21 protein-coding genes are annotated in these 24698 nt (G+C 71.1%); 13 read left to right on the top strand and 8 right to left on the bottom strand.

Annotation, left to right across the window (positions count from 1 at the left end; genetic code table 11):
- Positions 1-194: 194 nt before the first annotated feature.
- Complete coding sequence (locus tag AC1Q7O_RS18150) at positions 195-1796, bottom strand: chitinase (RefSeq protein WP_492661669.1); 1602 nt, start codon at positions 1794-1796, stop codon at positions 195-197.
- An 81-nt stretch (positions 1797-1877) separates the two neighbouring features.
- On the bottom strand, positions 1878-3599 hold the full coding sequence (locus AC1Q7O_RS18145; RefSeq protein WP_492661670.1) for a glycosyl hydrolase family 18 protein: 1722 nt from the start codon (positions 3597-3599) through the stop codon (positions 1878-1880).
- A 328-nt stretch (positions 3600-3927) separates the two neighbouring features.
- On the opposite strand from AC1Q7O_RS18145, the gene AC1Q7O_RS18140 reads away from it, so the two are divergent.
- The 7 genes from AC1Q7O_RS18140 to AC1Q7O_RS18110 all read left to right on the top strand — a co-directional run bounded on the left by AC1Q7O_RS18140 (position 3928) and on the right by AC1Q7O_RS18110 (position 10454).
- The gene (locus tag AC1Q7O_RS18140) at positions 3928-5208 is read left to right on the top strand and encodes an ABC transporter substrate-binding protein (protein WP_492661671.1); all 1281 of its coding nucleotides are present in this window, start codon (positions 3928-3930) and stop codon (positions 5206-5208) included.
- 2 nt (positions 5209-5210) lie between these two features.
- Positions 5211-6107: a carbohydrate ABC transporter permease gene (locus AC1Q7O_RS18135; protein ID WP_492661672.1), complete on the top strand. Its 897-nt coding sequence runs from the start codon at positions 5211-5213 to the stop codon at positions 6105-6107.
- Entirely contained in the window at positions 6104-6922 is an 819-nt protein-coding gene (locus AC1Q7O_RS18130) for a carbohydrate ABC transporter permease (protein ID WP_492661673.1), read from the top strand. The genes AC1Q7O_RS18135 and AC1Q7O_RS18130 overlap by 4 nt, the downstream gene beginning before the upstream one ends.
- Before the next feature lie 23 nt (positions 6923-6945).
- The gene (locus tag AC1Q7O_RS18125; protein ID WP_492661674.1) at positions 6946-8283 is read left to right on the top strand and encodes a GH1 family beta-glucosidase; all 1338 of its coding nucleotides are present in this window, start codon (positions 6946-6948) and stop codon (positions 8281-8283) included.
- A 31-nt stretch (positions 8284-8314) separates the two neighbouring features.
- Positions 8315-9217 carry a glycoside hydrolase family 16 protein gene (locus tag AC1Q7O_RS18120; RefSeq protein ID WP_492661675.1) on the top strand — a complete coding sequence of 301 codons (903 nt, stop codon included), beginning with the start codon at positions 8315-8317 and terminating at the stop codon, positions 9215-9217.
- Between the two features lie 76 nt (positions 9218-9293).
- Entirely contained in the window at positions 9294-9818 is a 525-nt protein-coding gene (locus AC1Q7O_RS18115; protein ID WP_492661676.1) for a hypothetical protein, read from the top strand.
- A 90-nt stretch (positions 9819-9908) separates the two neighbouring features.
- Positions 9909-10454 (top strand): hypothetical protein, encoded by a 546-nt coding sequence (locus AC1Q7O_RS18110; RefSeq protein ID WP_492661677.1) that lies wholly within the window; start codon positions 9909-9911, stop codon positions 10452-10454.
- A 25-nt stretch (positions 10455-10479) separates the two neighbouring features.
- On the opposite strand, the gene AC1Q7O_RS18105 is transcribed toward AC1Q7O_RS18110, so the two are convergent.
- The 4 genes from AC1Q7O_RS18105 to AC1Q7O_RS18090 all read right to left on the bottom strand — a co-directional run bounded on the left by AC1Q7O_RS18105 (position 10480) and on the right by AC1Q7O_RS18090 (position 15645).
- A complete protein-coding gene (locus tag AC1Q7O_RS18105) occupies positions 10480-12459 on the bottom strand; it encodes an acid phosphatase (protein ID WP_492661678.1) in 1980 nt (659 codons plus the stop codon).
- Between the two features lie 121 nt (positions 12460-12580).
- Complete coding sequence (locus tag AC1Q7O_RS18100; RefSeq protein WP_492662731.1) at positions 12581-13252, bottom strand: energy transducer TonB; 672 nt, start codon at positions 13250-13252, stop codon at positions 12581-12583.
- Positions 13253-13357: 105 nt separating this feature from the next.
- Entirely contained in the window at positions 13358-14419 is a 1062-nt protein-coding gene (locus AC1Q7O_RS18095; RefSeq protein WP_492660608.1) for an ABC transporter ATP-binding protein, read from the bottom strand.
- Complete coding sequence (locus AC1Q7O_RS18090) at positions 14416-15645, bottom strand: ABC transporter substrate-binding protein (RefSeq protein ID WP_492660609.1); 1230 nt, start codon at positions 15643-15645, stop codon at positions 14416-14418. The genes AC1Q7O_RS18095 and AC1Q7O_RS18090 overlap by 4 nt, the downstream gene beginning before the upstream one ends.
- A gap of 78 nt (positions 15646-15723) precedes the next feature.
- Between AC1Q7O_RS18090 and AC1Q7O_RS18085 the strand changes: the two genes are divergently transcribed.
- Both AC1Q7O_RS18085 and AC1Q7O_RS18080 read left to right on the top strand, forming a co-directional pair.
- The gene (locus AC1Q7O_RS18085) at positions 15724-16386 is read left to right on the top strand and encodes a response regulator transcription factor (protein WP_492660610.1); all 663 of its coding nucleotides are present in this window, start codon (positions 15724-15726) and stop codon (positions 16384-16386) included.
- Positions 16383-17768 (top strand): sensor histidine kinase, encoded by a 1386-nt coding sequence (locus AC1Q7O_RS18080; RefSeq protein ID WP_492660611.1) that lies wholly within the window; start codon positions 16383-16385, stop codon positions 17766-17768. Before AC1Q7O_RS18085 ends, AC1Q7O_RS18080 begins: the two co-directional genes overlap by 4 nt.
- Here AC1Q7O_RS18080 and AC1Q7O_RS18075 read toward each other — a convergent pair.
- Positions 17759-18673 carry a LysR family transcriptional regulator gene (locus AC1Q7O_RS18075; RefSeq protein ID WP_492660612.1) on the bottom strand — a complete coding sequence of 305 codons (915 nt, stop codon included), beginning with the start codon at positions 18671-18673 and terminating at the stop codon, positions 17759-17761. The two genes, AC1Q7O_RS18080 and AC1Q7O_RS18075, sit on opposite strands and share 10 nt — an antisense overlap.
- Positions 18674-18789: 116 nt before the next feature.
- On the opposite strand from AC1Q7O_RS18075, the gene AC1Q7O_RS18070 reads away from it, so the two are divergent.
- Genes AC1Q7O_RS18070 through AC1Q7O_RS18055 form a run of 4 tightly spaced genes read left to right on the top strand, consistent with a single transcriptional unit; the run spans position 18790 to position 23127 of the window.
- The gene (locus AC1Q7O_RS18070; RefSeq protein WP_492660613.1) at positions 18790-19533 is read left to right on the top strand and encodes an SDR family oxidoreductase; all 744 of its coding nucleotides are present in this window, start codon (positions 18790-18792) and stop codon (positions 19531-19533) included.
- 39 nt (positions 19534-19572) lie between these two features.
- A complete protein-coding gene (locus tag AC1Q7O_RS18065) occupies positions 19573-21570 on the top strand; it encodes a molybdopterin-containing oxidoreductase family protein (protein ID WP_492660614.1) in 1998 nt (665 codons plus the stop codon).
- On the top strand, positions 21567-22625 hold the full coding sequence (locus tag AC1Q7O_RS18060; protein ID WP_492660615.1) for an aminopeptidase: 1059 nt from the start codon (positions 21567-21569) through the stop codon (positions 22623-22625). Before AC1Q7O_RS18065 ends, AC1Q7O_RS18060 begins: the two co-directional genes overlap by 4 nt.
- Positions 22591-23127, top strand: coding sequence for a GNAT family N-acetyltransferase (locus AC1Q7O_RS18055; protein ID WP_492660616.1), 537 nt, complete (start codon positions 22591-22593; stop codon positions 23125-23127). The genes AC1Q7O_RS18060 and AC1Q7O_RS18055 overlap by 35 nt, the downstream gene beginning before the upstream one ends.
- A gap of 609 nt (positions 23128-23736) precedes the next feature.
- Here the strand turns inward: AC1Q7O_RS18055 and AC1Q7O_RS18050 are convergent.
- Positions 23737-24696: an aldo/keto reductase gene (locus AC1Q7O_RS18050; protein ID WP_492660617.1), complete on the bottom strand. Its 960-nt coding sequence runs from the start codon at positions 24694-24696 to the stop codon at positions 23737-23739.
- Positions 24697-24698: the final 2 nt, after the last annotated feature.

Below are 24698 nucleotides of genomic sequence, written 5' to 3'. Positions count from 1 at the left end.
ACCTAGGCAACACCCTGAGAGTGTTGGAGCTAGGGGGACGGGCGAGGCGTGACGGCTTTCGGGCCGAGCGCCGGGCCGCCCCAAGCCGGCCCGCAAGGGCGATGTGCTCGCGGCTCAACGCCGCGAGCATCGCCGTCCCCTCGGGGGACCGACTGGACTGGCCGGCGTTCAGCACGGCCAGTCCGGGCGAGGGGTCAAGGCAGTGCGTTCAGCGCGTTGCGCACGCCGTTGGAGAAGGCCAGGCCGTCTTTCTTGTCCCAGTTGATGGACCAGGTCATCACGCCGCGCAGCGTCGGGTAGGCGACCGGTGGCTTGATCGCGCCGCATTGCGTCAGCTTGGTCAGGCAGTTCAGCGCCGCGGTGATGGTGGCGACGCTGGCCTGCCCGCTGTTGGCGGACGATGGGCCCGACGGCAACCCGAAGGCGACCTGGTCGGGCCGCAGCCCGCGGAAGGCGTAGGGCCCGGTGCCGTTGTTGGTCGTGAAGCCCTCGATGAGCATGCGGCTGGTGGCCACCAGCATGTCGGCGCTGCCCTCGGCCAGCCCCTGCGTCGCGTACGGCGTGTAGACGGCGCCGTTGTTGTAGTACTGCACGTGCAGCACGTTCAGCTCGTCGCGCAGGCCGTCGATGATGGGCAGGTAGGCGCCCCAGATGCCGCTGTAGGCGACGTAGCCGCCCTGCACGTACGGATGCTCGGGCGCCATCGACAGGTAGAAGCCGCTGCCGATGCGGGCCTTCAGCTGCTTCACGGCCGTCACGAGGTTGGTGATGACCGGCGCGCCGGACTGCACGCCCGCACCACTCTCCAGGTCGATGTCGATGCCGTCGAAGCCGTACTTGCGCAGGATGGCCTCGACGCTGTTGACGAAGTTGGTCACGTGCGTCGCGTTGTTCAGCGTCACCGTGCCGTTCTGGCCGCCGAAGGACAGCACCACCTTCTTCCCCTTGGCGCGCGCCGCGGCGACGTCGGCGATGAAGCGCGCCTCGCCGCCCGAGCCGCCGTCGAGGTTGAACGTGATGTTGCCGTTGCCGCCGTCGTCGGCGAACGCGACGACGATGACGTCATAGGCCGCCGGCACCTCGCTGATCGGGAACGTGGGCCCGGATGGGTTGGTGAAGTTGTGCCAGTAGCCGATGAGCTGGTGCTTGCCGGGGGCCGGCGAAGGCGACGGGCTGGGCGAGGGCGACGGGGACGGTGAAGGGCTGGGGGATGGGCTCGGAGATGGACTCGGTGCCGGGCCGGGGCTGGGTGAGGGGCCCGGTGAGGGCGCACCCGCGCAGCTGCCCTGTGTCGTCCACGGCTGGCCGCTGCCGCCGGGGCCGCTGCTGGTGGCGGGGTCGTTGCCCTGCGTCCACCAGTTGGCCCGGTAGTTGGTGTTGCCCTTGCTGGCGGTCTCGCCGCCGTTGTAGGCCTTGCTGCTGACCCACACGGGCGCACAGCTGCCGCTGGGGGCGGGCGCGGGCGTCGGTGCTGGCGAAGGCGCCGGGGTGGGCTCGGGCGTGGGCGCAGGTGTCGGGGCCGGCGAGGGCGCCGGGCCGGACGTGGCGCCGATGTCGGTCCACAGCGACGCGTTGGTCGGGTTCCAGCCCGTCGACGCATAGTCGGTCTGGTTGACCGTGGCGCGGTAGATGCGGCCGTTGTAGGTGACGACGGTGCCGGCCGTGTAGTAGGTGTCGGCTTGCCATGCGGGGTAGGTCTGGCCGAACGCGGGCGTGGCCAGCAGCAGCGAACCGGCGCTCAGTAGAGAGGCGAGCCAGGGGCTGGCCGCACGCGGCAGGGGAGGGCGCGAAATCATCTGGTGGATCTCCAGGCGAGGGATGAACGGAAGCGCCCCGGCGCAGGGCCGGGGCGGTCGGGGCTCAGTCGAGCGGCGGGATCACTTCCACGGCGCGTTCTGCAGCGCCGGGTCGTCCACCAGGCCGAGCGCACCCGCGGCCTTCTTGCCGATGGCTCCCGGCGACGCCAGCGGCGCGCTGCCGCAGCTGCCGGTGGCCGTCTTCAGCGCCTGCCACAGCATGGCGCCGTCGCGCGGGTTCCTGTTGGCCAGCGTGCTGGTGGTCACCGCGTTGAGGTAGCGCTCCACCGAGTAGGGCTGGTTGATGGTGGCGCCGTAGCTGTTCTGCAGGATGACCGAGCCGGTGCATTGCGCGTCGGCGTTGTTCACGACCAGTTGCCCGCCGGCCCAGCCCTCGGGCGCCGTCTCGAAGCCGATGGACACGATGGTGCTGCTGGGGAACAGCTGGCGGTACTGCTTCCAGGCCGTCACGCCGTCGTAGTGCTCGAAGCGCGCGTCGTAGCTCATGATGTTCACGAGGTTGAACGCGGTCTTCAGCGCCGGGTAGCTGTTGACGAGCTGGCGCTCCAGCCCGGCCTTGCCGCCCCAGTAGCTGACACCCACGCCCGCGCACTGCGAGTCGTTCTGCGTCGCGCCGGTGCAGTCCGCACCGGTGGACCAGGCGGCCACCGACAGGATGCGACCGCCGCCGGCCAGGTCGACGGCCTTGCGCATCGCCTTCACGGCGCCGGCGTAGGCGTCCAGGCCTTCGATCTCGAAGTCCACGTCCAGCCCGTCGAAGCCGACGTCCTTCATGACGTTGGCGAGCGCCGTGATCGTCGGCCCGCTGCCGGCGTGGCCTTCGGCGGACAGCGTGCTCCAGCTGTTGTAGGTGGCGCCGCCCACGGCCAGGATGACCTTGATGTTGCGGGCGTGCAGCACGTCGATGGCGGCCTTGATGTCCGACGGCCGGCCGTTGAAGTTGATGCCGGTGCCCGACCAGTTGTTGGCCGCCATGCCGCCCCACGTGAAGTTGGGCTGCGCGAACGCGGCGACGACGTGCGTGTAGTTGGCCGGGATGCGCGCGAGGTTGCTGGCCTGGAAGACCTGGTTCAGGGTCTTGCCGGTGGCATCGAACCAGTTGTCGCTCCAGCTCGGGTAGTAGACCGTGTAGGCGCGGCCGTTCTGCGTGGCCGACTTGGCGGCGGGGTCGCTGAGGCCGGGCGCCGGGGCCGGGGAGGGGCTGGGGGACGGCGACGGGCTTGGCGACGGACTGGGGCTCGGTGAAGGCGACGTCGTGCAGGCGCCCTGCGACGTCCACGGCTGGCCGCTGCCGGTGGGGCCGCTGCTGGTGGCGGGGTCGTTGCCCTGCGTCCACCAGTTGGCCTTGTAGTTCGTCGAGCCCTTGCTGGCGATGGCGCCGCCGCTGTAGGCCGTGGCGGCCACCCACACGGGCGCACAGCTGCCGCTGGGTGCGGGCGCCGGCGTCGGCGCGGGCGAGGGGGCCGGGGTGGGCGCAGGCGTCGGTGCGGGCGTGGGCGCCGGCGACGGTGACGGCGACGGTGCGGGGCCGCTGGCGGCGCCGATGTCCGTCCACAGCGACGCGTTGGTGGGGTTCCAGCCGGTTGAGGCGTAGTCGGTCTGGTTGACCGTGGCGCGGTACAGCCGGCCCTGGTAGGTCACGACCGTGCCGGCCGTGTAGTAGATGTCGGGGCCCCAGGCCGGGTAGGTCTGGGCGCCGGCGCTCAGCGCGAACGCAGCGGCGGAGATGGCGGCAAGGCGGCGCAGCTGCTGCACCGGGATGCCGAAGGGAGATGGCTTCATGAAAGACGTCCTCGAGTGGCTCGTTGAAACGCGGGCGCCGTCGGGGCGCCCACCGGGCGTGTGGCCTGCCGCTCCGTGCAGGCTCTGCGAGCTGGCTTCAACTGGTATGTATCCAGTTTTCGACATCTGCCACCTCTTGAATACCACTTTGCAAACCAGCGCCGCCGACGTCACCGGTGGAAACCCGGGATCGGGTGACAAAACGTTGCCAGCCTGGCGGGGTTAGGGGGTTGCACGGGCCGCCAGCCTTCGTCGCAAGTTGTCCCAGGGTTTGTCCTGCTGAGGCGTCTGGCGGCTGCGTGCACAATCTTGAAAGCGCTTTCAAACCATGTCTGCAAACGAATCCATTCCCCGCCGCCACCTGCTCGCCGCCGCTTTCGGCGGCGCGTTGGGGGTGGCTGCCAGCCCGGCGCGTGCGGCCCAGGTCGCGCCGCTGACGGTGGCCGCCTTCCCGCTGGTGGACGTCATCGCCAAGGACTTGCTGAAGGGCTGGGCCCAGCGCCACCCCGAGGTGCGCACCCAGGTCATCAGCCGCCAGTACGACGACCACCACACCGCCATGACGACGGCGCTGTCCACGTCCGGCCACCTGCCGGACGTCATCGCGCTGGAGACCAGCTACCTGGGCCGCTTCTCGCTGGGCACCGGGCTGGAGGACCTCTCCGCGCCGGCCTTCGGCGCCGAGCGCTTCCGCGACCGCTTCGTCAGCTTCGCCATCGACACCGCGCGCAACCGCGACGGCCGCATCGTCGCGATGCCCAGCGACATCGGTCCCGGCTCGCTGTTCTACCGCGTGGACCTGCTGGCCCAGGCCGGCCTGAAGGAAGACGACCTGACGCGCTCGTGGGAGAGCTACGTCGAGGCCGGCGCGCAGCTGAAGGCCAGGACCGGCGCCTACCTGATCGGCGACGTGCGGCTGCTGAAGAACATGGTCGTGCGCGGCGGCACGCCGGCGGGCGAGGGGCAGTTCTTCGACAACCAGGGCCGCGCCCAGGTCACGTCGCCGCGCTTCGTGCGCGCGTTCGAGCTGGCCCGCAAGGTGCGCCAGCAGGGGCTGGATGCGCGCGTGGAGGTCTGGCAGAACGACTGGGCCGAGATGCTCAAGCGCGGCCGCCTGGCCACCGAGATGTCCGGCGGCTGGATGGCCGGCCAGATGGCCAACTGGGTGGCGCCCGGCACCGCCGGCAAATGGCGCGTGGCGCAGCTGCCCGAGAACACCTTCTGCTCCTACGGCGGCACCTACTACGCCATCCCGCGCCGCTCGGCGCCCGAGAAGAAGCAGCTTGCCTGGCAGCTGGTGCAGGAGCTGACGATGGACCGCCAGCGCCAGCTCGACGCCTTCCGCTCGCAGGACGCCTTCCCCGCGCTGCTCGCCGCGCAGGACGATGCCTTCTTCGACCAGCCCGTGCCCTTCCTCGGCGGCCAGCACGCCCGTGTGCTGTGGCGCGACGCCGCCCGGCGCATCCCCGTCGTCAAGATGCACAAGCAGCACAAGTTCGCCGACGAGGTCGTCGACGCCGAGCTCGACAACGTGCTCGAGTACGGCAAGCCCATTGCCCAGGCGCTGGAAGACGCCCAGGCGCTTCTCGTCCACCGAGCGAACCGCTGACCATGAGCTTGCGCATTCCTTCCCGCTGGGCGCCGTACCTGCTGGTCAGCCCCTTCCTGATCCTGTTCGCCGTCTTCGGCCTGTTCCCGCTGCTGTTCTCCGCGTGGCTGGCGTTCCAGTCCTGGGAGCCCACCAGCGGCATCGAGGCCATGAAGTTCGTCGGCTTCGACAACTTCGTCTTCGCGCTGACCGACGGCTGGTTCTGGAAGTCGCTGAAAAACACGCTGTGGCTGGCCGTCGCGTCCGGCCTGCCTCAGCACCTCGTCGCGCTGCCGCTGGCCGTGTTCCTGCACCAGGCCTTCGGCCGCTGGCGCGGGCTGTTCTCGGGCGCCTACTTCCTGCCCTACATCACGTCCACCGTCGCCATCGCGATGCTGGCCGGCTCGCTGTTCTCCACCGACTACGGCCTCATCAACCAGGCGCTGCATGCGCTGTTCGGCACCGACAACATCAACTGGATGCGCTCGCCCGACGCCATCAAGCCGGCCGTCGCGATGGTGGTGTTCTGGCGCTACGTCGGCTTCAACCTCGTGCTGTACCTGGCCGCGCTGCAGACCATCCCGCACGACCTCTACCAGGCCGCCAAGCTCGACGGTGCCGGCCCGTGGCAGCAGTTCCTGCGCATCACGCTGCCGGGCCTCAAGCCCATGATCCTGTTCGGCGTCACGCTGTCCATCATCGGCGGGCTGCAGCTGTTCGAGGAGCCCTTCATCCTGACCAACGGCAAGGGCGGCGCCGACCAGTCCGCGATGACGGTGGCCATGTACCTGTACCGCCTGGCGTTCGACTTCAGCGACTTCGGCGGCGCCAGCGCGCTGGCCTGGCTGATGTTCGGCCTCATCGCGCTGCTGACCTGGCTGACGAACAAGGCGTTCGCGGATCGGCAGGTGGCCGCATGAACCGCACACCCAAGCTGCTGGCCTACGCCATCGTCGGCATCGGCGCGCTGTTCATGCTGGCGCCGTTCTATTTCATGTTCGTGTTCGCCACGCAGTCGCGCACCGACATCTTCAACGTGCCGCCGCCGCTGTTCTTCAGCGGTGAGCTGATGAACAACCTCCAGGTGCTCACCACGCGGCTGCCGTTCTGGAAGAACGTCGGCTGGAGCCTGTACGTGGGCCTGATGTCCACGGGCCTGACGCTGCTGTTCTGCTCCATGGCCGGCTACGCGTTCGCGCTGCTGGAGTTCCGCTTCAAGAAGGCGCTGTTCGCGCTCGTCATGGCGACGTTGATGGTGCCGTCGTTCATGAACATGATCCCCAGCTTCATGGTCATGGATGCGCTGGGCTGGATCGACACCCACCGCGCGCTGTACCTGCCCGGTGCGGCCAGCGCGTTCGGCATCTTCCTGATGCGCCAGTTCGCGGCCAGCACCGTGCCCAAGGAGTTGCTCAGCGCCGCCCGCATCGACGGCGCCAGCGAGCTGGGCATCTACTGGCGCATCGCGCTGCCGCTGATGAAGCCCGCACTGGGCACGCTGGGCCTCATCACGTTCATCAGTTCATGGAACAACTTCATGAACCCGCTCATCGTCATGCGCAGCGCCGAGAACTACACGCTGCCGCTGGCGCTGCGCAGCCTGTTCAGCACCACCAGCACCGAATGGGGCGCGCTGATGGCGGGCTCCGCCATTGCCACGCTGCCGCTCATCGTGCTGTTCGTCATCTCGTCGCGGCAACTGATCGCGGGCCTCACCGCCGGCGCCGTCAAGTAAGTAAAGCAAGAAGAACCCTGCTCATGTCCCAAGCCCTCCTGCACCGCCAGTTCCCGCCCGATTTCGTCTGGGGCGTCGCCACCAGCAGCTTCCAGATCGAGGGCGCGGCCCATGAAGACGGCAAGGGCGAATCCATCTGGGACCGCTTCTGCCAGCAGCCCGGCGCCATCGCCGACGCCAGCAACGGCGAGGTCGCCTGCGACCACTTCCACCGCCTCGAAGAAGACCTCGACCTCATCGCGTCGCTGGGCGTCAACGCCTACCGCTTCTCCATCGCCTGGCCGCGCGTGCAGGCGCTGGGCCACGGCGAGTTCAACCCCAAGGGCCTGGACTTCTACGAGCGCCTCGTCGACGGCCTGAAGCAGCGCGGCATCCAGGCCTGGGCCACGCTGAACCACTGGGACCTGCCGCAAGGCCTGCAGGACCGCGGCGGCTGGAACGACCGCGACACGGTGCACCGCTTCGTCGACTACGCCCGCCACGTGCAGGCCCGCCTGGGCGACCGCCTCGACGGCCTCACCACGCACAACGAGCCCTGGGTCGTCGCCACGCTGGGCAACGACAAGGGCATCTTTGCGCCCGGCCTCAAGAGCCGCAAGATCGCCGCGCAGGTGTCGCACCACCTGCTGCTCAGCCACGGCCTGGCGCTGCAGGCGTTGCGGGCCGATGGCGCGAGCGCCAAGCTGGGCATCGTGCTGAACCTGTCGTCCACCGTGCCGGCCACGGCCATGCCGGCCGACGTGGCCGCCGCGAAGCTGGCCGATTCGCACAGTCGCCGCTGGTATGCCGACCCGCTGTTCAAGGGCGCCTACCCCGAGGACGCGCTGGCCGACCTGGGCGCCGACGCGCCGGTCGTGCAGGCCGGCGACATGGCGGCCATCCAGCAGCCCATGGACTACCTGGGCGTCAACTACTACACCCGCTCCGTCATCGCCGCCAGCGGCGAGGAATGGAACGCCAAGGGCCGTGGCCTGCCGGTGTCGGACATGGACTGGGAGATCTACCCCGATGGCCTGACCGACCTGCTGGTGCTGCTGAAGAACGACTACGCCAATCTGCCGCCCGTCTACATCACCGAGAACGGTGGCGCCTTCAAGGACGACGCTGTCGTGCTGGGCCGCGTGCAGGACGATGACCGCGTGGCCTACCTGCAGACCCACATCGCCGCCGTCGCCAGCGCGCTGCAGCAGGGCGTGCCCATGGCCGGCTACATGGTCTGGAGCCTGATGGACAACTTCGAGTGGGCCAGCGGCTACCTGAAGCGCTTCGGCATCGTGCATGTCGACTACGGCACGCAGGTCCGCACGCCCAAGGCCAGCGCCGACTGGTACCGCGACTTCCTGCGCGCCTGCAAGGGCTGACGGCACAACGACAACACCTGGAGACAACCCGATGACCCCCATGACCCCGTCGCCGCGCGCCTGGCGCCGCTTCCTGCCTGCCGTCGCCTTTGCACTGACCGCCTGCGGCGGCGGTGGCGGCTCGGCCACCGCCGCGACACCGGCCACGCCGGCAGCTGCCACGCCCGCGCCGTCCAACCGCTGGACGCTGGTGTGGAGCGACGAGTTCAACGGCGCGGCGGGCACCGTGCCGGACGCCAAGACCTGGAACTACGACCTCGGCAACGCCGAGAACAGCGGCTGGGGCAACCACGAGCACCAGTACTACACGTCGAACGCGCGCAACGCGCAGACCGACGGCAGCGGCATGCTGGTCATCACCGCCGAGAAGGCCACCAACCCCGGCCCCTGCTGGCACGGCAAGCCCTGCGACTACACGTCGGCCCGCATCCACACCAGCGGCAAGGTCGGCTTCACCTACGGCAAGGTCGAGGCGCGCATGAAGCTGCCCACCGGCAAGGGCGTCTGGCCGGCGTTCTGGGCGCTGGGCGCCGACATCGCCACCAACCCGTGGCCCAAGTCGGGCGAGATCGACATCATGGAGTTCGTGCCGCAGACGCCCAGCTCGGTCTACGGCACGCTGCACGGCCCCGGCTACTCGGGCGCGCAGGGCATCGGCAAGCCGTTGGACCTCGGCGCGCCGGTGGTCGACGACTTCCACACCTACACCATCATCAAGCGGCCCAACGAGATCGTCTGGTACGTCGACGGCAAGGAGTTCCACCGCCTCTCGCCCGACAAGCTGCCGGCCGGCGGCAGCTGGGTGTTCGAGAAGCCCTTCTTCGTCATCCTCAACCTCGCCATCGGCGGCGACTGGCCCGGCGCGCCCGACGCCACGACGCCGGCCGCGTCGCGCATGCTGGTCGACTGGGTACGCATCTACAAAGAGGACTGAGCCCCGGGGCCGCCGCGCGCCGGGCCACCGCGGGCACCGGCGTGCCGGCATTCCGGCGCCCGCTTTGCTGCCCACCATGCATCGTCTGCTCCTGACCCTGACTCTCGTCGCCGGCCTGCTCGGCGCCCCGACGGCCCGTGCCGAGGACGTGAAGCTGCCCTTCGGCACGCTGTCGGCGCCGGACGGCGTCACCGCCGTGAACCGCGAGGAGAAGCCCGACAAGGCCGGCCGTCCGGCCGGCATGGCGATCTACTCGCGCACCAAGGACCCCAAGGCCGTGTTCATCCTAGTGTGGAACTACGCCGAGCCCGACCCGGCCCGGCCGTACGACCCGCTGGACGGCGCCGTCAAGATCGGCAACCCCTTCGACAAGGCGCTGACCCGCGACGCCGCCAAGCCGGTGCAGGTGGGCGGTGTGGACGGCGGCCGCTACGACGGCCTGCTGCCCAACGGCCAGCGCGCCGTCAGCTATGTCGCCGTCAAGGAAGGCCATCGCCTCGTCGTGCTGATGAAGGCCCCGGCGGAGAGCCCGTACACGGAGCTCACGGACCGGTTCGCCCGCAGCGTCGAAGGCTTCGTCTGGCAGGTGCCGGCGCCCTGACGTCGCACGCGCCGGGCCAGGGATAGCCCGGGCCCCCGCGGCGGCGCCATGCGGGCATGCTCGCGCCCTTTCGTCTTCCGGACCTGCCTCATGCGTCGCCTGCTTGCCACCCTGGCCCTGTGCACCAGCCTGCTCCCCGCCCACGCCGAGGGCGTGAAGACGCCGTGCGGCAGCTTCATCGCGCCGGACGGCCTGCAGGTGCTGGACCGCGACGACAAGCCCGATGCCAAGACCGGCAAGCCGTCGGGCATGGTGGTGTTTTCGCGCGCCAACGACCTGCCGCGCGCCGTCTTCATCGTCGTCTGCAGCTACGTCGAGCCCGACGCTGCCAAGCCCTTCGACGCGCAGGATGCCGCCGTGCGCATGGGCAACCCGTTCGACCGCAAGCTCACGCGCGACGCCGCGAAGCCGCAGGTCGTCGGCGGCGTGGACGGCGCGCGCTTCGAGGGCACGCTGCCCAACGGGCTGCGCGCCATCAGCTACACCGCCGACAAGGGCGGCTACCGCCTCGTCGTGCTGCTCAAGGGGCCGGCCAACAGCCCCTACAAGGAGCTGGCGGACCAGTTCGCCAAGGGCATCGAGGGCTTCGCCTGGGCGCTGCCGGCGGCGGACGGCGCCGCCTCCGCGCCGCAGTGAGCCGCGGCGCGGACGGTGCTGCCGCTCAGACGCCGTCCAGCCGCACCTGCACGCCGTCGGCCGTGTAGGTGGTGGTGACCTTGCTGAAGCCGCTGACGCTGACCTGTGCGAAGCGGCCGCCGCGGCGCGCACCGGTGCTCAGCACGGTCAGCGTGTCGCCCACGGCGGGCTTGTAGCCCGGTGCGAACGCGATGCTCAGCGAGCCGTCGACGATGACCGCGTTGCCGCCCACCTTCAGGCCGCCGCTGGTGGCGCTGCCCATCAGCAGTTGCAGCGTGCCGCTGGCCTGCGTGAACGCGCCGGCGATCTGCACCACGCCCGGCGCGGCGATCTCCAGCGTGCCGCCCTTCACGTAGACGTCGCCGCTGCCGAAGGCGGTGGCCGAGTCGGCCGCCAGCGTGCCGGCCGCCACGACCGTGCCGCCGCTGTAGGTGTTGGCGCCGGCCAGCCGCAGCGTGCCGCTGCCCAGCTTGCTGAGCCGGCCCTTGCCGGCGATGTCGTTGCGCCAGCTGTCGCGCGCCGAGAAGCCGCCCTGGGTCGCGTCCATCGTCACGGCCACGTCGCCGTTGAAGGCGCCGTAGCCATCGGCCGCGGCGAACAGGTTCAGCCGGCCCCAGCCCTCGGCGTCGCCGCCCAGCGCGTCGCCGGAGTCCAGCGCGGTGGTCTTCAGCACCACGCGGCGCTGCTCGGCGCTGAGGTAGGGCAGGCGCGTCTCCAGCAGCACCTCGGCGCCCTTGGGTACGCTGGGCGCCACGCCGGTGGCGCTCACGCGCGGCAGGCCGTAGCTCAGGCGCTGCAGGTAGGCCGTCCTGTTGGCGGCGCGGTCGGCGAAGCGGTCGTGGTCGGGGTTGGCGGTGTCGGTCGTCTTGACCGTGTGGGCGTAGGTGTTCAGCGTGTTGAAGTCGCTCGCGCCGGCCTGCTTCGTCAGGTAGGCCTGGGCCTGCTGGTAGGCCGCGGTCTTCACGGCGGGCGTGTAGTAGGCGGCGCTGTTCAGGCTGTAGGCGACGACGGCGGTGGCGTGCACGCGGCCGCCCATCACGTCCAGCGGCGAGTGCATGCCGGCCAGGATGCGGTTCTCGCCCATCTCCATCGCCCGCGTGACCAGCTCCTGGTAGCGCTGCGGCACCAGGTACGCCATCGCCAGCGTGTTGCGCCAGGCCTCGGCCGTGTGGCCGCTGGGGAAGCCGCCGTCGGTGGTGGGCGTGCCGCTCTTGGCCGATTCCAGCGCCGGCACCACCTTCACGTCGGTGCTCCAGCGCCACGGGCGCGCGTACTTGTAGAAGCGCTTGGCCGGCTCGGTGGAGCCGTCGGCGATGTTGCCGATGAAATCCACCGCCAGGCCCAGGTTGGCGTTGGCCGTGCCGCCCACGCCGAGGTTGTTGCCGCCGTCGTTGACGGCCGCGGCCAGCGGCTGGTTGGCGTCCAGCGCGGCGATGGTGGAGGTCTGCTGCGCGCCGGTGCGCCAGAAGCTGGTCAGCGGACCCAGGCCGTCGGTCACGCTGTAGCCCTTGCCGCGGCGGTCGTCCAGGTAGGCGGCCAGCGCCTGTGCGGCGGTGCGCGCCTGCGTGGCCGTCTTCACGTAACCGATGTTGGCCGTGTGCACGGCCGCGCTCTTGACGAGGCCGTCGGTCGCGTCGCCCGGCACGCCGCTCCACGGCGACGGCGTGACCGCCGCACAGCCGTTGGCCGCGGCCAGCGTGACGCCGGCGTCCACCTTCGCGGAGGACGGCGTCCACACGTCCAGGAAGCCCTGCAGCACGCGCACGCCGGCGTTGGTCTCCAGCGTCACCTGGCAGGGGTTGTTGCGCTGGTTGCTGACGCCGGTGTCGACGTAGGCCACCGTGGCCGGCAGCGGCGCGCTGTCGGTGCTGCCGAGGCCGGTAGGTTCGGCCGCGGCGGCGACGACGGGTTCGGCGTCATCGCCGCTGCCGCAGGCCGCGAGGGCCAGCGTGGCCGCGACGGCAAGGCTGATGGCATGGAGACGGGACAGGGGCAGGGGGCGCATGGAAGAGATCCGGGGGACTGCAAAAAGCCCGGGATTCTTCGAAGTGCGGGTGACGGTGCCGTGTCACCCGGCGGCGCCGCCGGTTTCGCTCAACTTCTTGAGCGTTTGCGCGGCCGCGCCGTCACTCGCGCCGGAAGGCGATGTCCACGTCCACCGTGCGCGGCTGCGGCAGCGGCGCGAACTGCCACTGCAGCACGGCGCCGGTGGCCGCGCTGGCCAGCCGGCGCGGCGCGTCGGCCAGCACGTCGGCCTTGCTGACGTGGCCGTTGGCTTCCACCGTGAAGCGCACCGTCACCGTGCGCGAGCCGGTCACCAGCAGCGACTGGGCCGTGGTCGACAGCACCGGCGCCACGTAGCGCTGCAGCTGCAGCGGCACCTCGTCGGCATCGTCGGCCTCGGCTTCCGGCTCGGCCGCCGGCGGCGTGGGCATGGGGGCGCTGCTGGCCGGGGCGGCGAACGGCGCGGCGGCGGGCTCGGGCTGCGGCGTGGCGGCGGGCTCGGGGGCCGCCACCAGCGCCGCGGCCGGCGCCGCCGGTGCGGTGCCGCCGGGGGTGTCGGCCCGCGCCGTGGCCACCGGCCGCGGTGCGGCGTGCGGCACAGGCGCGGCGGCGGCCGCGGGTGGGGCAGGCTTGCGCGGCTTGTCGGCCGCGTCGGCCGGCTTGGCCTTCACCGTCTGGAACTTGATGAAGCTGAGCACCTTCTCGGCGTCGCGGCGGGCCCGCTCGGCGTCGGTGAGGGGCGGCGTCTGGGCGGCGCTCAGCAGCGGCAGGGTCAGGCTCAGGGCGGTCAGCAAACGGGACAGTCGGGCGGACAGGGGCATGAACGAGGCGGCGGGAACGGGGTCAGCAGGGTATGCAAGAGCCATTCCACCAGATGTCCGTGACGGCCGCCCGCGCTGTCACGTCTCGATACGATCGCCCGCCGCATCGAACCACAGCGCCTTGGCCGCGTCGAAGCCGAAGCGCACGCTGGCGCCGTCGGCCACCTCGGGCTGGCCCGGCAGCACGGCCGACACGGTGACCCCGGCGCTGGCCATCCAGACGACGTGCTGGTTGCCCAGCGGCTCGACGAGCTGGATCTGCGCGGCGAAGGGCTGGTCGGCGCCCAGCTTCACGTTCTCGGGCCGCACGGCCAGCGTCAGCGCCTCGCCCTGCGGGCGCGAGGCCAGCGCCGCCGGCAGCGGCACGGTGAGTGCGGGCGACACGAACAGCCCGCCTTCGCCCACCTGGCCGTCGAGGCGGTTGATGGACGGCGAGCCGACGAAGCCGGCCACGCGCAGGTTCTTCGGCCGGTCGTAGACCTCGGCCGGCGTGCCCACCTGCTGGATGACGCCCTGGTGCATGACGACGATGCGCGTGGCCAGCGTCATCGCCTCCACCTGGTCGTGCGTCACGTAGATCATCGTGTTGCCCAGGCGCTGGTGCAGCGTCTTCAGCTCGCGGCGCAGGTCGGTGCGCAGCTTGGCGTCGAGGTTGGACAGCGGCTCGTCCAGCAGCAGCACCTTGGCCTCGCGCACGACGGCCCGGCCGATGGCCACGCGCTGGCGCTGGCCGCCAGACAGCTGGCCCGGCCGGCGCTCCAGCAAGGGGCCCAGCTGCAGCATGTCGGCCGCGGCGGCCACGCGCTTCTCCAGCTCGGCCTTGGGCGTCTTGGCCATCTTCAGCGGGAAGGCGAGGTTCTCCTTCACCGTCATCGTCGGGTACAGCGCGTAGCTCTGGAACACCATGCCCACACCGCGCTGGCTGGGCTCGGCATGCGTGGCGTCCTGCTCGCCGATGTGGATGCTGCCGCCGCTGACCGGGTTCAGGCCCGCGATGGTGTGCAGCAGCGTGCTCTTGCCGCAGCCCGACGGGCCCAGCAGCACGAGGAACTCGCCGCTGTGGACGTCGAGGTCGAGGCCTTTGATGACCTCGTGGTTGCCGAAGCGGATGCTGAGGTCCTGGATGTGAACGCGGGTCAAGGGGGTCTCCTGTTCTGCAAGATCTTGGTGATCGTCTGTTGTGCGGCCGGGGCGGCAATGTCGCGGTTCCAGTAGTCGCTGACGGCACGTTCGAGCGCCGTCAGCTGCTCGGGCGCCAGCAGCATCTCGGTGTTGCCCACCAGCCGGCCAGCGTCGCGCAGCGCGGCCGCACCGAGCTGGGCGCAGGCGTCGAGCGTGCGGGTGTCGAGGTCGGTGCGCACCGGCACCGATCCCTTGCGGGCGCTGAAGGCCAGCTGCGTGGCCGCCGCGGTGGCCACGCGGGCCAGCAGGCGCTGCGCGGGCAGCGCGGCGCCGTCCCGGTCCTTCGGGAACACCAGCACGTCGCCGTCGACGATGTAGGGCGCCCTGGCGCTCAGGCCAGGCGTGCAGCCGTAGTCGCGGCCGGGCTGCTGGCCGGCGGCGGTGAACTCGCCCTTGGCCCAGTCGCCCATGAAGCCGAAGCCGGCGCGGCCGCTGGTCAGCAGCGCCGTGGTGTCGTTCCAGCTGCGGCCCGGCGAGCCGGCGTCCACGTAGCGGCGCAGCTTCTTGTAGGCGACGAGCACCTGGCGCAGCGCATCGCCCTGCAGCGCGGCGGGGTCGCGCTCGCGCAGCACGGCCAGGTACAGCTCGCGGCCGCCCTGGTTGGCGAGGATGGCGGTGAACAGGTTCAGGTCCTGCCAGGGCTGGCCGCCGTGCGCCAGCGGCACCAGGCCGGCGGCCTGCAGCCGGTCCAGCGCGGCGAACAGCTCGTCCATGCTGCGGGGTTCCTGCTTCACGCCGGCCTTGGCCAGCGCGGCCTTGGAACTCCACAGCCAGGCCGGCATGTGGATGCTCAGCGGCACCGCGTAGAGGTGGCCGTCCACGCGCACGGCGTCCAGCAGCAGCGCGGGCAGCGTGTCGGCCCAGCGGCCTTCGCGGGCCAGGTCGTCCAGCGGGGTCAGCCGCCCCTGGCGGGCCAGCTGGCGGAAGGTCTGCGACGCGTTGAACTGCGCCGCCGTCGGCGGGTTGCCGGCCTGGATGCGCTCCAGCACCACGGCGCGCGCCTGCTCGGACGCGACGACGGCCAGGTCGCGCCACTGGCCGCCGGCGGCACGGTAGGCGTCGGCCAGCGCATGCATGGCGGCGGTCTCGCCGGGCGAGGTCCACCAGTGCACGACGTCCGCGGGCGGCCCGGCCAGCGCGGCCACGGGCAGCCAGGCCAGTGTCAGGGCGCAGGTGCGGAGCATGCCGTCATCATTACCGTTAATTAAGAAACTTAATATCGTATTAACCATGAGGCCCGGCGACGCTAAAGTCTGCGTCCCATGAACCTGCTGCTCGCCGAAGACGACACCCTGCTGGCCGATGCGCTGCAGCAGCAGTTGCTGAACGCCGGCTTCAAGGTCGAGTGGGCCGAGAACGGCGCCGTGGCGGAGTACCTGCTGAAGAAGCAGGACTTCGACGTCGCCGTGCTGGATCTGGGCCTGCCGCTGGTGGACGGCCTGACCGTGCTGAAGCGCGTGCGCGACGCGGGCCGCGCATTGCCCATCCTCGTGCTGACGGCGCTGGACGCGCTGGAGCACCGCGTCGCCGGGCTGCAGGCCGGCGCCGACGACTACCTGACCAAGCCCTTCGACTTCCCCGAGCTGGAGGCCCGCCTGCACGCGCTGATGCGCCGCGGCCGGCCTGCCGGTGCGGCCCAGCAGCTGCGCGGCCTGACGCTGGACCGCACCGCGCGCCGCGCCAGCGTCGCCGGCGAGGCCGTGGAGCTGAGCCCGCGCGAGTGGACGCTGCTGGACCTGCTCGTCACCGAGCGCGACCGCGTCGTCACCAAGGCGCAGATCGTTGCCGCCTGGGGCGCCGACGAAGGTGGCTCCATCGAGGTCTACATCCACCGCCTGCGCAAGAAGCTCGAAGGCTCGGGCCTCGCCGTGCGCACCGTGCGCGGCCTGGGCTATCTGCTGGAAGCCACGGCGTCGCCCCCGTGAGCGCGTCCACCGGCCGGTCGCTGCACCGGCAGCTGCTGCTGTGGCTGCTGCTGCCGCAGATCGTGCTGTGGCTGGTGGCGGCCTTCGGCGCCTACCGCGTGGCCAGCCGGCATGCCGACGAGCTGGTGGACGCCAGCCTGCTGCAGGCCGCCCGCGCGCTGGCGCGGCAGATCCGCCCCACGGCCAGCGGCCTGTTCGTGGACCTGCCGCGCTCGGCGCAGGACATCCTGGCCGCCGACCCCGAGGACCGCGTGATGTACATGGTCAGCTCGCCGCCGGGCCAGCTGCTGCTGGGCGACGCGCGCATGCCGGCGCCGCCGGGCGCGCCGGCGCTGGGCGAGCCGGTGTTCTTCGACACCGCCGTGCCCGAGCCCATGCGCGTCGTGTCGCTGGACCTGCGCCTGAGCGCCGCCGGCGCGCCCGAGCAGGCGCTGCGCGTGCAGCTGGCCCGCTCCAGCAAGCCGCGCGACCTGCTTGCGCGGCGCATGCTGCTGGACACCGCGCTGCCGCTGTCGCTGCTGATCGCGCTGATGAGCATGGGCGTGTGGGCCGGCATCCGCCGCGGGCTGCAGCCGCTGGCCGAACTGCAGCAGCAGATGGAAGGCCGCCGCGCCGACGCGCTGGACCCGGTGGAGCTGCAGGCCGCGCCGCCCGAGGTGGGCGCGCTGGCCGGCGCCGTCAACGAGCTGCTGGGCCAGGTGCAGCACAGCCTGGCCACGCAGCGCCGCTTCATCAGCGACGCGGCCCACCAACTGCGCACGCCGCTGGCGGGCCTGAAGAGCCAGACCGAGCTGGCGCTGGCCGCAACGACTGACCCCGCGCTGCGCCAGCGTTTGCAGCGCGTGCACGAGAGCGCCGTGCGCGGCGCGCGGCTGGTGTCGCAGCTGCTGGTGCTGGCGCGCGCCGAACCCGAGGCCGTGGCGGCGCAGGGCTGGGCCGCGGTGGACTGCGGCGAACTCGTCCGCGAGGTGGTGGCCGAGTGGGTGCCGCGCGCGCTGGCCGCCGGCAGCGACCTGGGCGTGGACCTGCCGGTCGAGCCCGTGAAGGTGCAGGGCGTGGCGCTGCTGTTGCGCGAAGCCCTCGTCAATCTGGTGGACAACGCCATCCGCTACGCCGGGCCGGGCGCCATCCTCACCGTGCGCCTGCGTCGCGCCGATGCAGACGTGTGGATCGACGTCGAAGACAACGGCCCCGGCCTCTCACCCGACCTGCGCGAGCGCGTGTTCGAACGCTTCGTGCGCGGCGCGACCACCGGCGAGGGCTGCGGCCTGGGCCTGGCCATCGTGCGCGAAATCGCCGAGCGCCACGGTGGCAGCGCGCAACTGCTGCCGGCGGCGCCGCGAGGGTGCATTGCGAGGCTGACGCTGCCGATTCAGGCGTAGCCGTCGAACCCGTCGACCAGCCGCTGGCGCAGCCGCGGCTCGTCCAGCGCCTGCAGCCACCAGGCCAGCGCGCGGCCGTCACCGGCCCGCCAGCCGACGTACAGCGTGTTGGGCTCGCGCGGCACGGCCACGGCCTTCTCCACCAGTTCGCCGCGCGCCAGCAGCGAGGCCACGCGGGCCGCCGGCAGCCAGCCCACGCCCAGGCCGGCGCGCTGCGCGGCGATCTTGGCGGCCATGCTGGGCACGGCCAGCGTGGGCTGGCCGGCGCCGTGGCCGTAGGCGCGGCCGTCGCCGCGGCGCGATGAGTCCGCGACGACGACGGCGCGGTGGGCGCCCATCTGCTCGGCGGTCAGCGCGCCCTTGGCCGTGGCCAGCGGGTGGCGCGGCGACACGGCGTAGACCCAGTCCATGCGCCCCAGCTCGCGCCACTGAACACCCAGGCCCGCGGGCGGCTCGTTGGTGGCGCCGATGACGAGGTCGGCCCGGTCGTCGGCCAGCGCCTCCCAGGTGCCGCCCAGCACCTCGTGCGTGACGCGCAGCCCGACGCCCGAGCCCAGCGCGTCGAAGTCCTGGATGATGGGCAGCAGCGTGTCGAACTCGATGACCTCGTCGGTGACGAGGGACAGCCTGTCCTCCCAGCCCTTGGCCACCTGCGTGACGCGGCGCGTGAGGCGCTGCATGTCGTCGCGCAGCCGCATGGCCTCGCGCACCAGCAGGCTGCCGGCGGGCGTGAGCTGCAGCCGGTAGCGGCGGCGGTCGAACAGCAGCGCGTCGAAGCGGCCCTCGATCTGGCGCAGCGTGTACGACACGCTGGACGGCGCCTTGCCCAGGCTGGCCGCGGCGCGCGTGAGGCTGCCGCTCTCGCGGATGGCCTCCATCAGCTGGATCTCGTCGTCACTGAGCATGTTCGAAAGCCTTGCACGAGTCGGCCAGCGCGGCCGGACGTCAAAAGAGGGGCCGAAGTCGAGTATCGAGTCCACGGCAAACAAGCCGCTCAACCTCCGACTCAAAGGAAACCATCATGTCCACCCGCTTCACCCAAAAGACCGTCCTCGTCACCGGCGGCACTTCCGGCATCGGCCTGGCCGCCGCCCGCGCCTTCAAGGCCGAGGGCGCCCACGTCATCGTCACCGCCCGCCCGGGCAAGGCGCATGAGGCCCACATTGCCGAAGGCTTCGAGCTGGTACAGCTGGACGCGGCCGACGTGCTCGGCGCCCGCGCGCTGGGTGCTCACCTCGCCGCCGCCGGCCGCACGCTGGACGCCGTGTTCGTCAATGCCGGCATGGCCGAGTTCGCGTCGCTGGCCGACGCCAGCGAAGACCTGTGGGACCGCACCTTCGACACCAACGCCAAGGGCGCGTTCTTCCTGATCCAGGCGCTGCGCCCGGTGCTGGCGCGCGGCGCGTCCATCGTGCTGAACGGCTCCATCAACGCCCGCATCGGCATGCCCAACTCGGCCATCTACGCCGCCAGCAAGGCCGCGCTGATCTCGCTGGCCAAGACGCTGTCGGCCGAGCTGCTGCCGCAGGGTGCGCGCGTCAACGTCATCAGCCCGGGGCCGGTCAGCACGCCGCTGTACGGCAAGCTGGGTTTCGACGACGAGACGCTGAAGCAGGTCGCGGCGCAAATCCAGAGCCAGATCCCGCTGGGCCGTTTCGGCACGCCGGAGGAGGTGGCGTCTACCGTGCTGCACCTCAGCGCGTCGGAGTCGGCCTTCATCGTCGGCACGGAGGTCATTGTTGACGGCGGCATGAGCCAACTCTGAGCTTGAGACAATCGCGGTTCTGCCTGAACCGCGATTGCCATGACCACCCGTACCGTCTTCGGCGCCTGCCCCCACGACTGCCCCGACACCTGCGCGCTGCAGGTCACCGTCGAGAACGAACGCGTCATCAAGGTGCAGGGCCGCGCCGAGCACGCCAACACGCACGGCGCGCTGTGCACCAAGGTGTCGCGCTATGCCGAGCGCACGTATCACGCCGAGCGCGTGCTGCACCCGCTCAAGCGCGTCAGCAAGAAGACCGAGGCGCCGGCCTTCGTGCAGGTCACGTGGGCCGAGGCGCTGGCCGACATCGCCGCCCGTCTGAAGGCGGTGAAGGACCCGCAGTGCATCCAGCCCTACAGCTACGCCGGCACCATGGGCCTGCTGCAGGGTGAAGCGATGGCCGGGCGCCTGTGGAACGCGCTGGGCGCCGCACGGCTGGACCGCACGATCTGCGCCTCCGCCGGCGGCGCCGGCCTGGCGGCCACCTACGGCCACAAGCTGGGCATGCACACGCGCCACTTCGCCGGCGCCAAGCTGATCGTCATCTGGGGCAGCAACTCCATCGCGTCCAACCTGCATTTCTGGACCTACGCCAACCAGGCCAAGCGCGACGGCGCCAAGCTCATCTGCATCGACCCGCGCAAGACCGAGACGGCCGACAAATGCCACCAGCACATCGCCGTGCTGCCCGGCACCGACGGCGCGCTGGCACTGGGCGTGATGCACGAGCTGATCGCCCACGGCTGGCTGGACCAGGCCTACATCGACGCCCATGTCGACGGCTGGGACGAGCTGCGTGAGAAGGCGCTGGCCTGGCCGCCGGAGCGCACCGCCGCCGTCTGCGGCATCAGCGCCGATGAGGTGCGGGGCCTGGCGCGCGACTACGGCATCACCACCCCCGCCGCCATCCGCCTGAACTACGGCATGCAGCGCGTGCGCGGTGGCGGCAACGCGGTGCGGCTGGTGGCGATGCTGCCCTGCCTGACCGGTGCGTGGCGGCACGAGAGCGGCGGCCTGCTGCTGTCGGCCTCGGGCTGGTTCGCGCCCTACAAGAACCCGGCGCTGGAGCGGCCGGACCTGCTGGCAGGGCGCACGCCGCGCATGGTCAACATGAGCACCATCGGCGACGCGCTGCTGCAGGCCGACCCGCCCATCGAGGCCCTCGTCGTCTACAACAGCAACCCGGTCGCCGTGGCGCCCGAGTCGCCCAAAGTCGTGGCCGGCTTCCAGCGCGAAGACCTGTTCACGGTGGTGCTGGAGCACTTCATGACCGACACGGCCGACCTGGCCGACTACGTGCTGCCCGCCACCACGCAGCTGGAGCACCTGGACGTGCACACCAGCTACGGCCACACCGACGTGCTGATGAACCAGCCCGCCATTGCCCCGCTGGGCGAGGCCAAGCCCAACACGCAGATCTTCCGCGAGCTGGCCGCCGCGATGGGCCTGACGGACCCCTGCTTTGCCGACACCGACGAGCAACTGGCCGCCCAGGCGTTCACGGCCGACATCGACCTGGACCTGCTGCGCACGCAGGGCTGGCAGCCGCTGCCCATCCCCGAAGCGCCGTTCGCGAACGGGGGGTTCCGCACCCCCAGCGGCCGCGCCAGCGCCGTGGGCGCCGATTACGTGCCCAACTACGAGAGCGCCGCCAGCGCGCCCGAGCTGGCCGCGCGCTACCCGCTGGCCATGATCTCGCCGCCGGCCCGAAACTTCCTGAACAGCAGCTTCGTCAACGTGAAGAGCCTGCGCGACATCGAGCGCGAGCCGCTGATCGAGATGCACGCCGACGACGCCGCCGCGCGTGGCCTGGCCGACGGCGCCCGCGTGGCGGCCTTCAACGACCGCGGCCGCTACGTCGCCACGCTGAAGGTCAGCCCGCGCGCGCGGCCCGGCGTCGTCAACGGCCTGGGCGTGTGGTGGCGCAAGCTGGGCCTGGACGGCACCAACGTCAACGAGGTCACCCACCAGCGCCTGACCGACCTGGGCGAGGCGCCGGCGTTCTACGACTGCCTGGTGCAAGTCGAGGCGGCTTGATCCGCCGCCTGCTGCTGTCGGCCACGCTGCTGGCGCTGACCGGCTGCAGCGCCGTCGGCCACTGGCGCCAGGCCGCCGGCGGGCATCTGGGCATCACGCGCGCGGCGCGGCCGGTGGACGAGTGGCTGGCCGATGCGAAGACGCCGGCCGACCTCGCCGAGCGGCTGCGGCTGTCGCAGCAGATGCGCGACTTCGCCACCGCGCGGCTGGCCCTGCCCGACAACAACAGCTACCGCCGCTACGCCGACCTGGGCCGCGCCGCGGCGGTGTGGAACGTCATCGCCGCGCCCGAGTTCGGCTTCACGCTGAAGACCTGGTGCTATCCCATCATGGGCTGCGCCGGCTACCAGGGCTGGTTCGATCTCGACGCGGCGAGGACGCACGCCGACGCGCTGAAGGCCGAGGGTTGGGAGGTGCAGGTGCAGGCGATCCCGGCCTACTCCACGCTGGGCTGGAGCCGGCTGCTGGGCGGCGACCCGCTGCTGAACACCTTCATCCGCTACCCCGAGGGCGAACTGGCGGCGATGGTCTTCCACGAGCTGGCCCACCAGCGCGTCTACGCCAGCGACGACACCGCCTTCAACGAGGCCTATGCCAGCGCCGTCGAGCTGATCGGCGCGCGCCAGTGGCTGGCGGCCAGGCCCGACGCGCTGGCCGCCTTCGAGGCGGGCCGGGCGCGGCGCGCGGCCTTCCTGGCGCTTGCCCGCGAGGGGCGGGAGCGGCTGCAGCGCGTCTACGACGGCCCCGCCGACGCGCGCGCCGCAGCCAAGGCCGCCGTCATGGCCGAGCTGCGCGAGCGCGCTCCGCGCGAGGTGCCGGGGTACGAGGGCTGGTTCCAGCGCGCCAACAACGCGAGCTTCGCCATCCTGTCGGCCTACAGCGACCTGGTGCCCGCCTTCGAGCGGCTGTTCGAGCGCGAAGGGCGGGACTGGGTGAAGTTCCACGCCGCGGTGGAGCGGCTGGCGGCCCTGCCGCGCGAGCAGCGCCGTGCTAACTTGCGGAGCCCAGAAGGAGGCTCCGATGACCTTGACCCTGCGACGCGTCAAACCCGCTGACGCCGCCGCCATCGCCGAACAGTTTGCCGACCCGGACGTCTTCGGCGGCACGCTGCAGCTGCCTTTCGCCAGCGAGGAGATGTGGACCCAGCGCATCGCCGGCATGAACCCGCCGGCGCCGGGCTCCAACGAGATCGTGCTGACGGCCTGCCTCGACGACAAGCCGGTGGGCCTGGCCGGGCTGCACCCGGTGGGGCCGGCGGTGCGCCGCCGTCACGTGATGGGCCTGGGCATCACCGTCGCCAAGGCCGCGCAGGGGCAGGGCGTGGGCCAGGCGCTGATGACGGCACTGCTGGACTACGCCGACAACTGGGCGCAGATCCTACGCATCGAGCTCACCGTCTATCACGACAACGCGCGCGCCATCCGGCTGTACGAGCGCAACGGCTTCGAGCATGAAGGCCGGCTCAGGGCGGATGCGCTGCGCAACGGGGTCTATGAGGACGTGCTGATGATGGGGAGGCTGCATCCGAGGCAGCCGATGGTGCGTGGTCAGGCGTGATGCTCTGCCCGCACACCGCCCTTTCTTTGCTCACCTTGCGATCCGGATTCAGACGCTCGGGAACAGGCTTGGTTAGAAAGCCTTTGACCGGCCCGCGGTGCTGCACGACTTGAAACGGGATCGACCGTAGGCATTGCTTGTTGTCCGCCGATCGCAGGATCAAGCGCCATTCCATGGCTTCGGCTGCGAATGAGGGGCTTGGCAACGTTACGGAGATCCGGGCCTTGCCTCCGCCATGACGAACTTCGATTCGATCCGGTGGCGCTGAATAGGTCCCTGGTATGTAAAGCAGTTCGCGCCATGTCGACGAGAGATCCCGGAACTCAAAGGTGGCCTCGGGTACTTCGACGTGAAAGCCCTTCTCGCCGCGTGTGCCGGACACAATGAAAGCGTCGCCGTTGTCTGCAAAGGTATTGAGTCGAAGCTCGAACAGTCCTAGGAACTGCTTGCCTTGTCTTGCGCTGGACAACAACACGATATCGTCCGCGGCGAGGTCACAAGGGTCTTCGAGCTGGGGGGACCCGCCGACTACGGTGTTTTCAGTTGCGAGCGCCGGGCCAATGCCAAGCACGGTGATTGCAGCGAGGCTATTCAGCAGCAACATCTACGTCAGGGCAACGCCTGCCCTCGCGCCGCCACATACAGCCGGTACCACTCCTCTCGGCTCAGCTGAATCTTCACGGCGTCGCCGCACGCCCGGATGCGCTCCGCATTCCCGCTGCCGATGACCGGCTGGATGCCCGCCGGGTGGCGCAGCAGCCAGGCCAGCAGCACGGCACCGGCCGTCGTCGCGTGGGTCTCGGCAATCTCGTGCACAACCTTGGCCGCGGCCGATGCCGCCGGATCGTTGAACCGCCCCTGCGCCAGCGATCCCCAGGCCTGCAGCTGCACGCCGTGCTGCTGCGCGTACTCCAGCGTGCCGGCCCAGGCCATCGCGCCGGGGCGGGCGGCGGCCTGCGGGTCGTTGAAGGTGGTGCCGGCGTCGATGAAGTCCAGCTTGGCCAGGCTCATCTCCAGCTGGTTGGCCACCAGCGGTTCGGCAAGTGCCGATTGCAGCCAGCGCATCTGCCCGGCGTGCATGTTGGACACGCCCAGGTGCCCCACCTTGCCGGCGGCCTTCAAGCGGCCGAAGGCGCGCGCCACTTCGGCGGGCTGCATCAGCGGGTCGGGGCGGTGCAGCAGCAGGATCTCGATGTGCTCCACGCCCAGGCGCTGCAGGATGCCGTCGACGCTGCGCTCGATGTACTCGGCGCTGAAATCGAAGCGGCCCGGCGCGGTGTCGTCGCCGAACCGGATGCCGCACTTGCTCTGCAGCCGCACCTTGGCGCGCAGGCTCGCGTCGCGCTTGAGCAACTCGCCGAACACGGCCTCGGCCTTGCCGCGGCGGTAGATGTCGGCGTGGTCGAACAGCTTGATGCCGATGGCCAGCGCGGCCTCGACGGCTTCATGCGCCTGCGCGATGTCGGCCTCGGTCAGCGGGCCGCCGTTCCAGTCGCCGCCCAGGGCCATGCAGCCGTAGACGAGCGGACCGACGTCGCGGAGATGGGTGTGCAGGGGCAGCGGGAACATGG

It is taken from the genome of Roseateles sp. GW823-FHT07B05 (assembly GCF_058794515.1).
This window is presented reverse-complemented; position numbering and strand designations above follow the sequence as displayed.

What these genes read in the sequence shown, in the direction of transcription:
- AC1Q7O_RS18150 (WP_492661669.1), bottom strand. Translation starts at nt 1,796, where the DNA reads ATGATTTCGCGCCCTCCCCTGCCGCGTGCGGCCAGCCCCTGGCTCGCC.
- AC1Q7O_RS18145 (WP_492661670.1), bottom strand. Translation starts at nt 3,599, where the DNA reads ATGAAGCCATCTCCCTTCGGCATCCCGGTGCAGCAGCTGCGCCGCCTT.
- AC1Q7O_RS18140 (WP_492661671.1), top strand. Translation starts at nt 3,928, where the DNA reads ATGTCTGCAAACGAATCCATTCCCCGCCGCCACCTGCTCGCCGCCGCT.
- AC1Q7O_RS18135 (WP_492661672.1), top strand. Translation starts at nt 5,211, where the DNA reads ATGAGCTTGCGCATTCCTTCCCGCTGGGCGCCGTACCTGCTGGTCAGC.
- AC1Q7O_RS18130 (WP_492661673.1), top strand. Translation starts at nt 6,104, where the DNA reads ATGAACCGCACACCCAAGCTGCTGGCCTACGCCATCGTCGGCATCGGC.
- AC1Q7O_RS18125 (WP_492661674.1), top strand. Translation starts at nt 6,946, where the DNA reads ATGTCCCAAGCCCTCCTGCACCGCCAGTTCCCGCCCGATTTCGTCTGG.
- AC1Q7O_RS18120 (WP_492661675.1), top strand. Translation starts at nt 8,315, where the DNA reads ATGACCCCCATGACCCCGTCGCCGCGCGCCTGGCGCCGCTTCCTGCCT.
- AC1Q7O_RS18115 (WP_492661676.1), top strand. Translation starts at nt 9,294, where the DNA reads ATGCATCGTCTGCTCCTGACCCTGACTCTCGTCGCCGGCCTGCTCGGC.
- AC1Q7O_RS18110 (WP_492661677.1), top strand. Translation starts at nt 9,909, where the DNA reads ATGCGTCGCCTGCTTGCCACCCTGGCCCTGTGCACCAGCCTGCTCCCC.
- AC1Q7O_RS18105 (WP_492661678.1), bottom strand. Translation starts at nt 12,459, where the DNA reads ATGCGCCCCCTGCCCCTGTCCCGTCTCCATGCCATCAGCCTTGCCGTC.
- AC1Q7O_RS18090 (WP_492660609.1), bottom strand. Translation starts at nt 15,645, where the DNA reads ATGCTCCGCACCTGCGCCCTGACACTGGCCTGGCTGCCCGTGGCCGCG.
- AC1Q7O_RS18085 (WP_492660610.1), top strand. Translation starts at nt 15,724, where the DNA reads ATGAACCTGCTGCTCGCCGAAGACGACACCCTGCTGGCCGATGCGCTG.
- AC1Q7O_RS18075 (WP_492660612.1), bottom strand. Translation starts at nt 18,673, where the DNA reads ATGCTCAGTGACGACGAGATCCAGCTGATGGAGGCCATCCGCGAGAGC.
- AC1Q7O_RS18070 (WP_492660613.1), top strand. Translation starts at nt 18,790, where the DNA reads ATGTCCACCCGCTTCACCCAAAAGACCGTCCTCGTCACCGGCGGCACT.
- AC1Q7O_RS18065 (WP_492660614.1), top strand. Translation starts at nt 19,573, where the DNA reads ATGACCACCCGTACCGTCTTCGGCGCCTGCCCCCACGACTGCCCCGAC.
- AC1Q7O_RS18055 (WP_492660616.1), top strand. Translation starts at nt 22,591, where the DNA reads ATGACCTTGACCCTGCGACGCGTCAAACCCGCTGACGCCGCCGCCATC.
- AC1Q7O_RS18050 (WP_492660617.1), bottom strand. Translation starts at nt 24,696, where the DNA reads ATGTTCCCGCTGCCCCTGCACACCCATCTCCGCGACGTCGGTCCGCTC.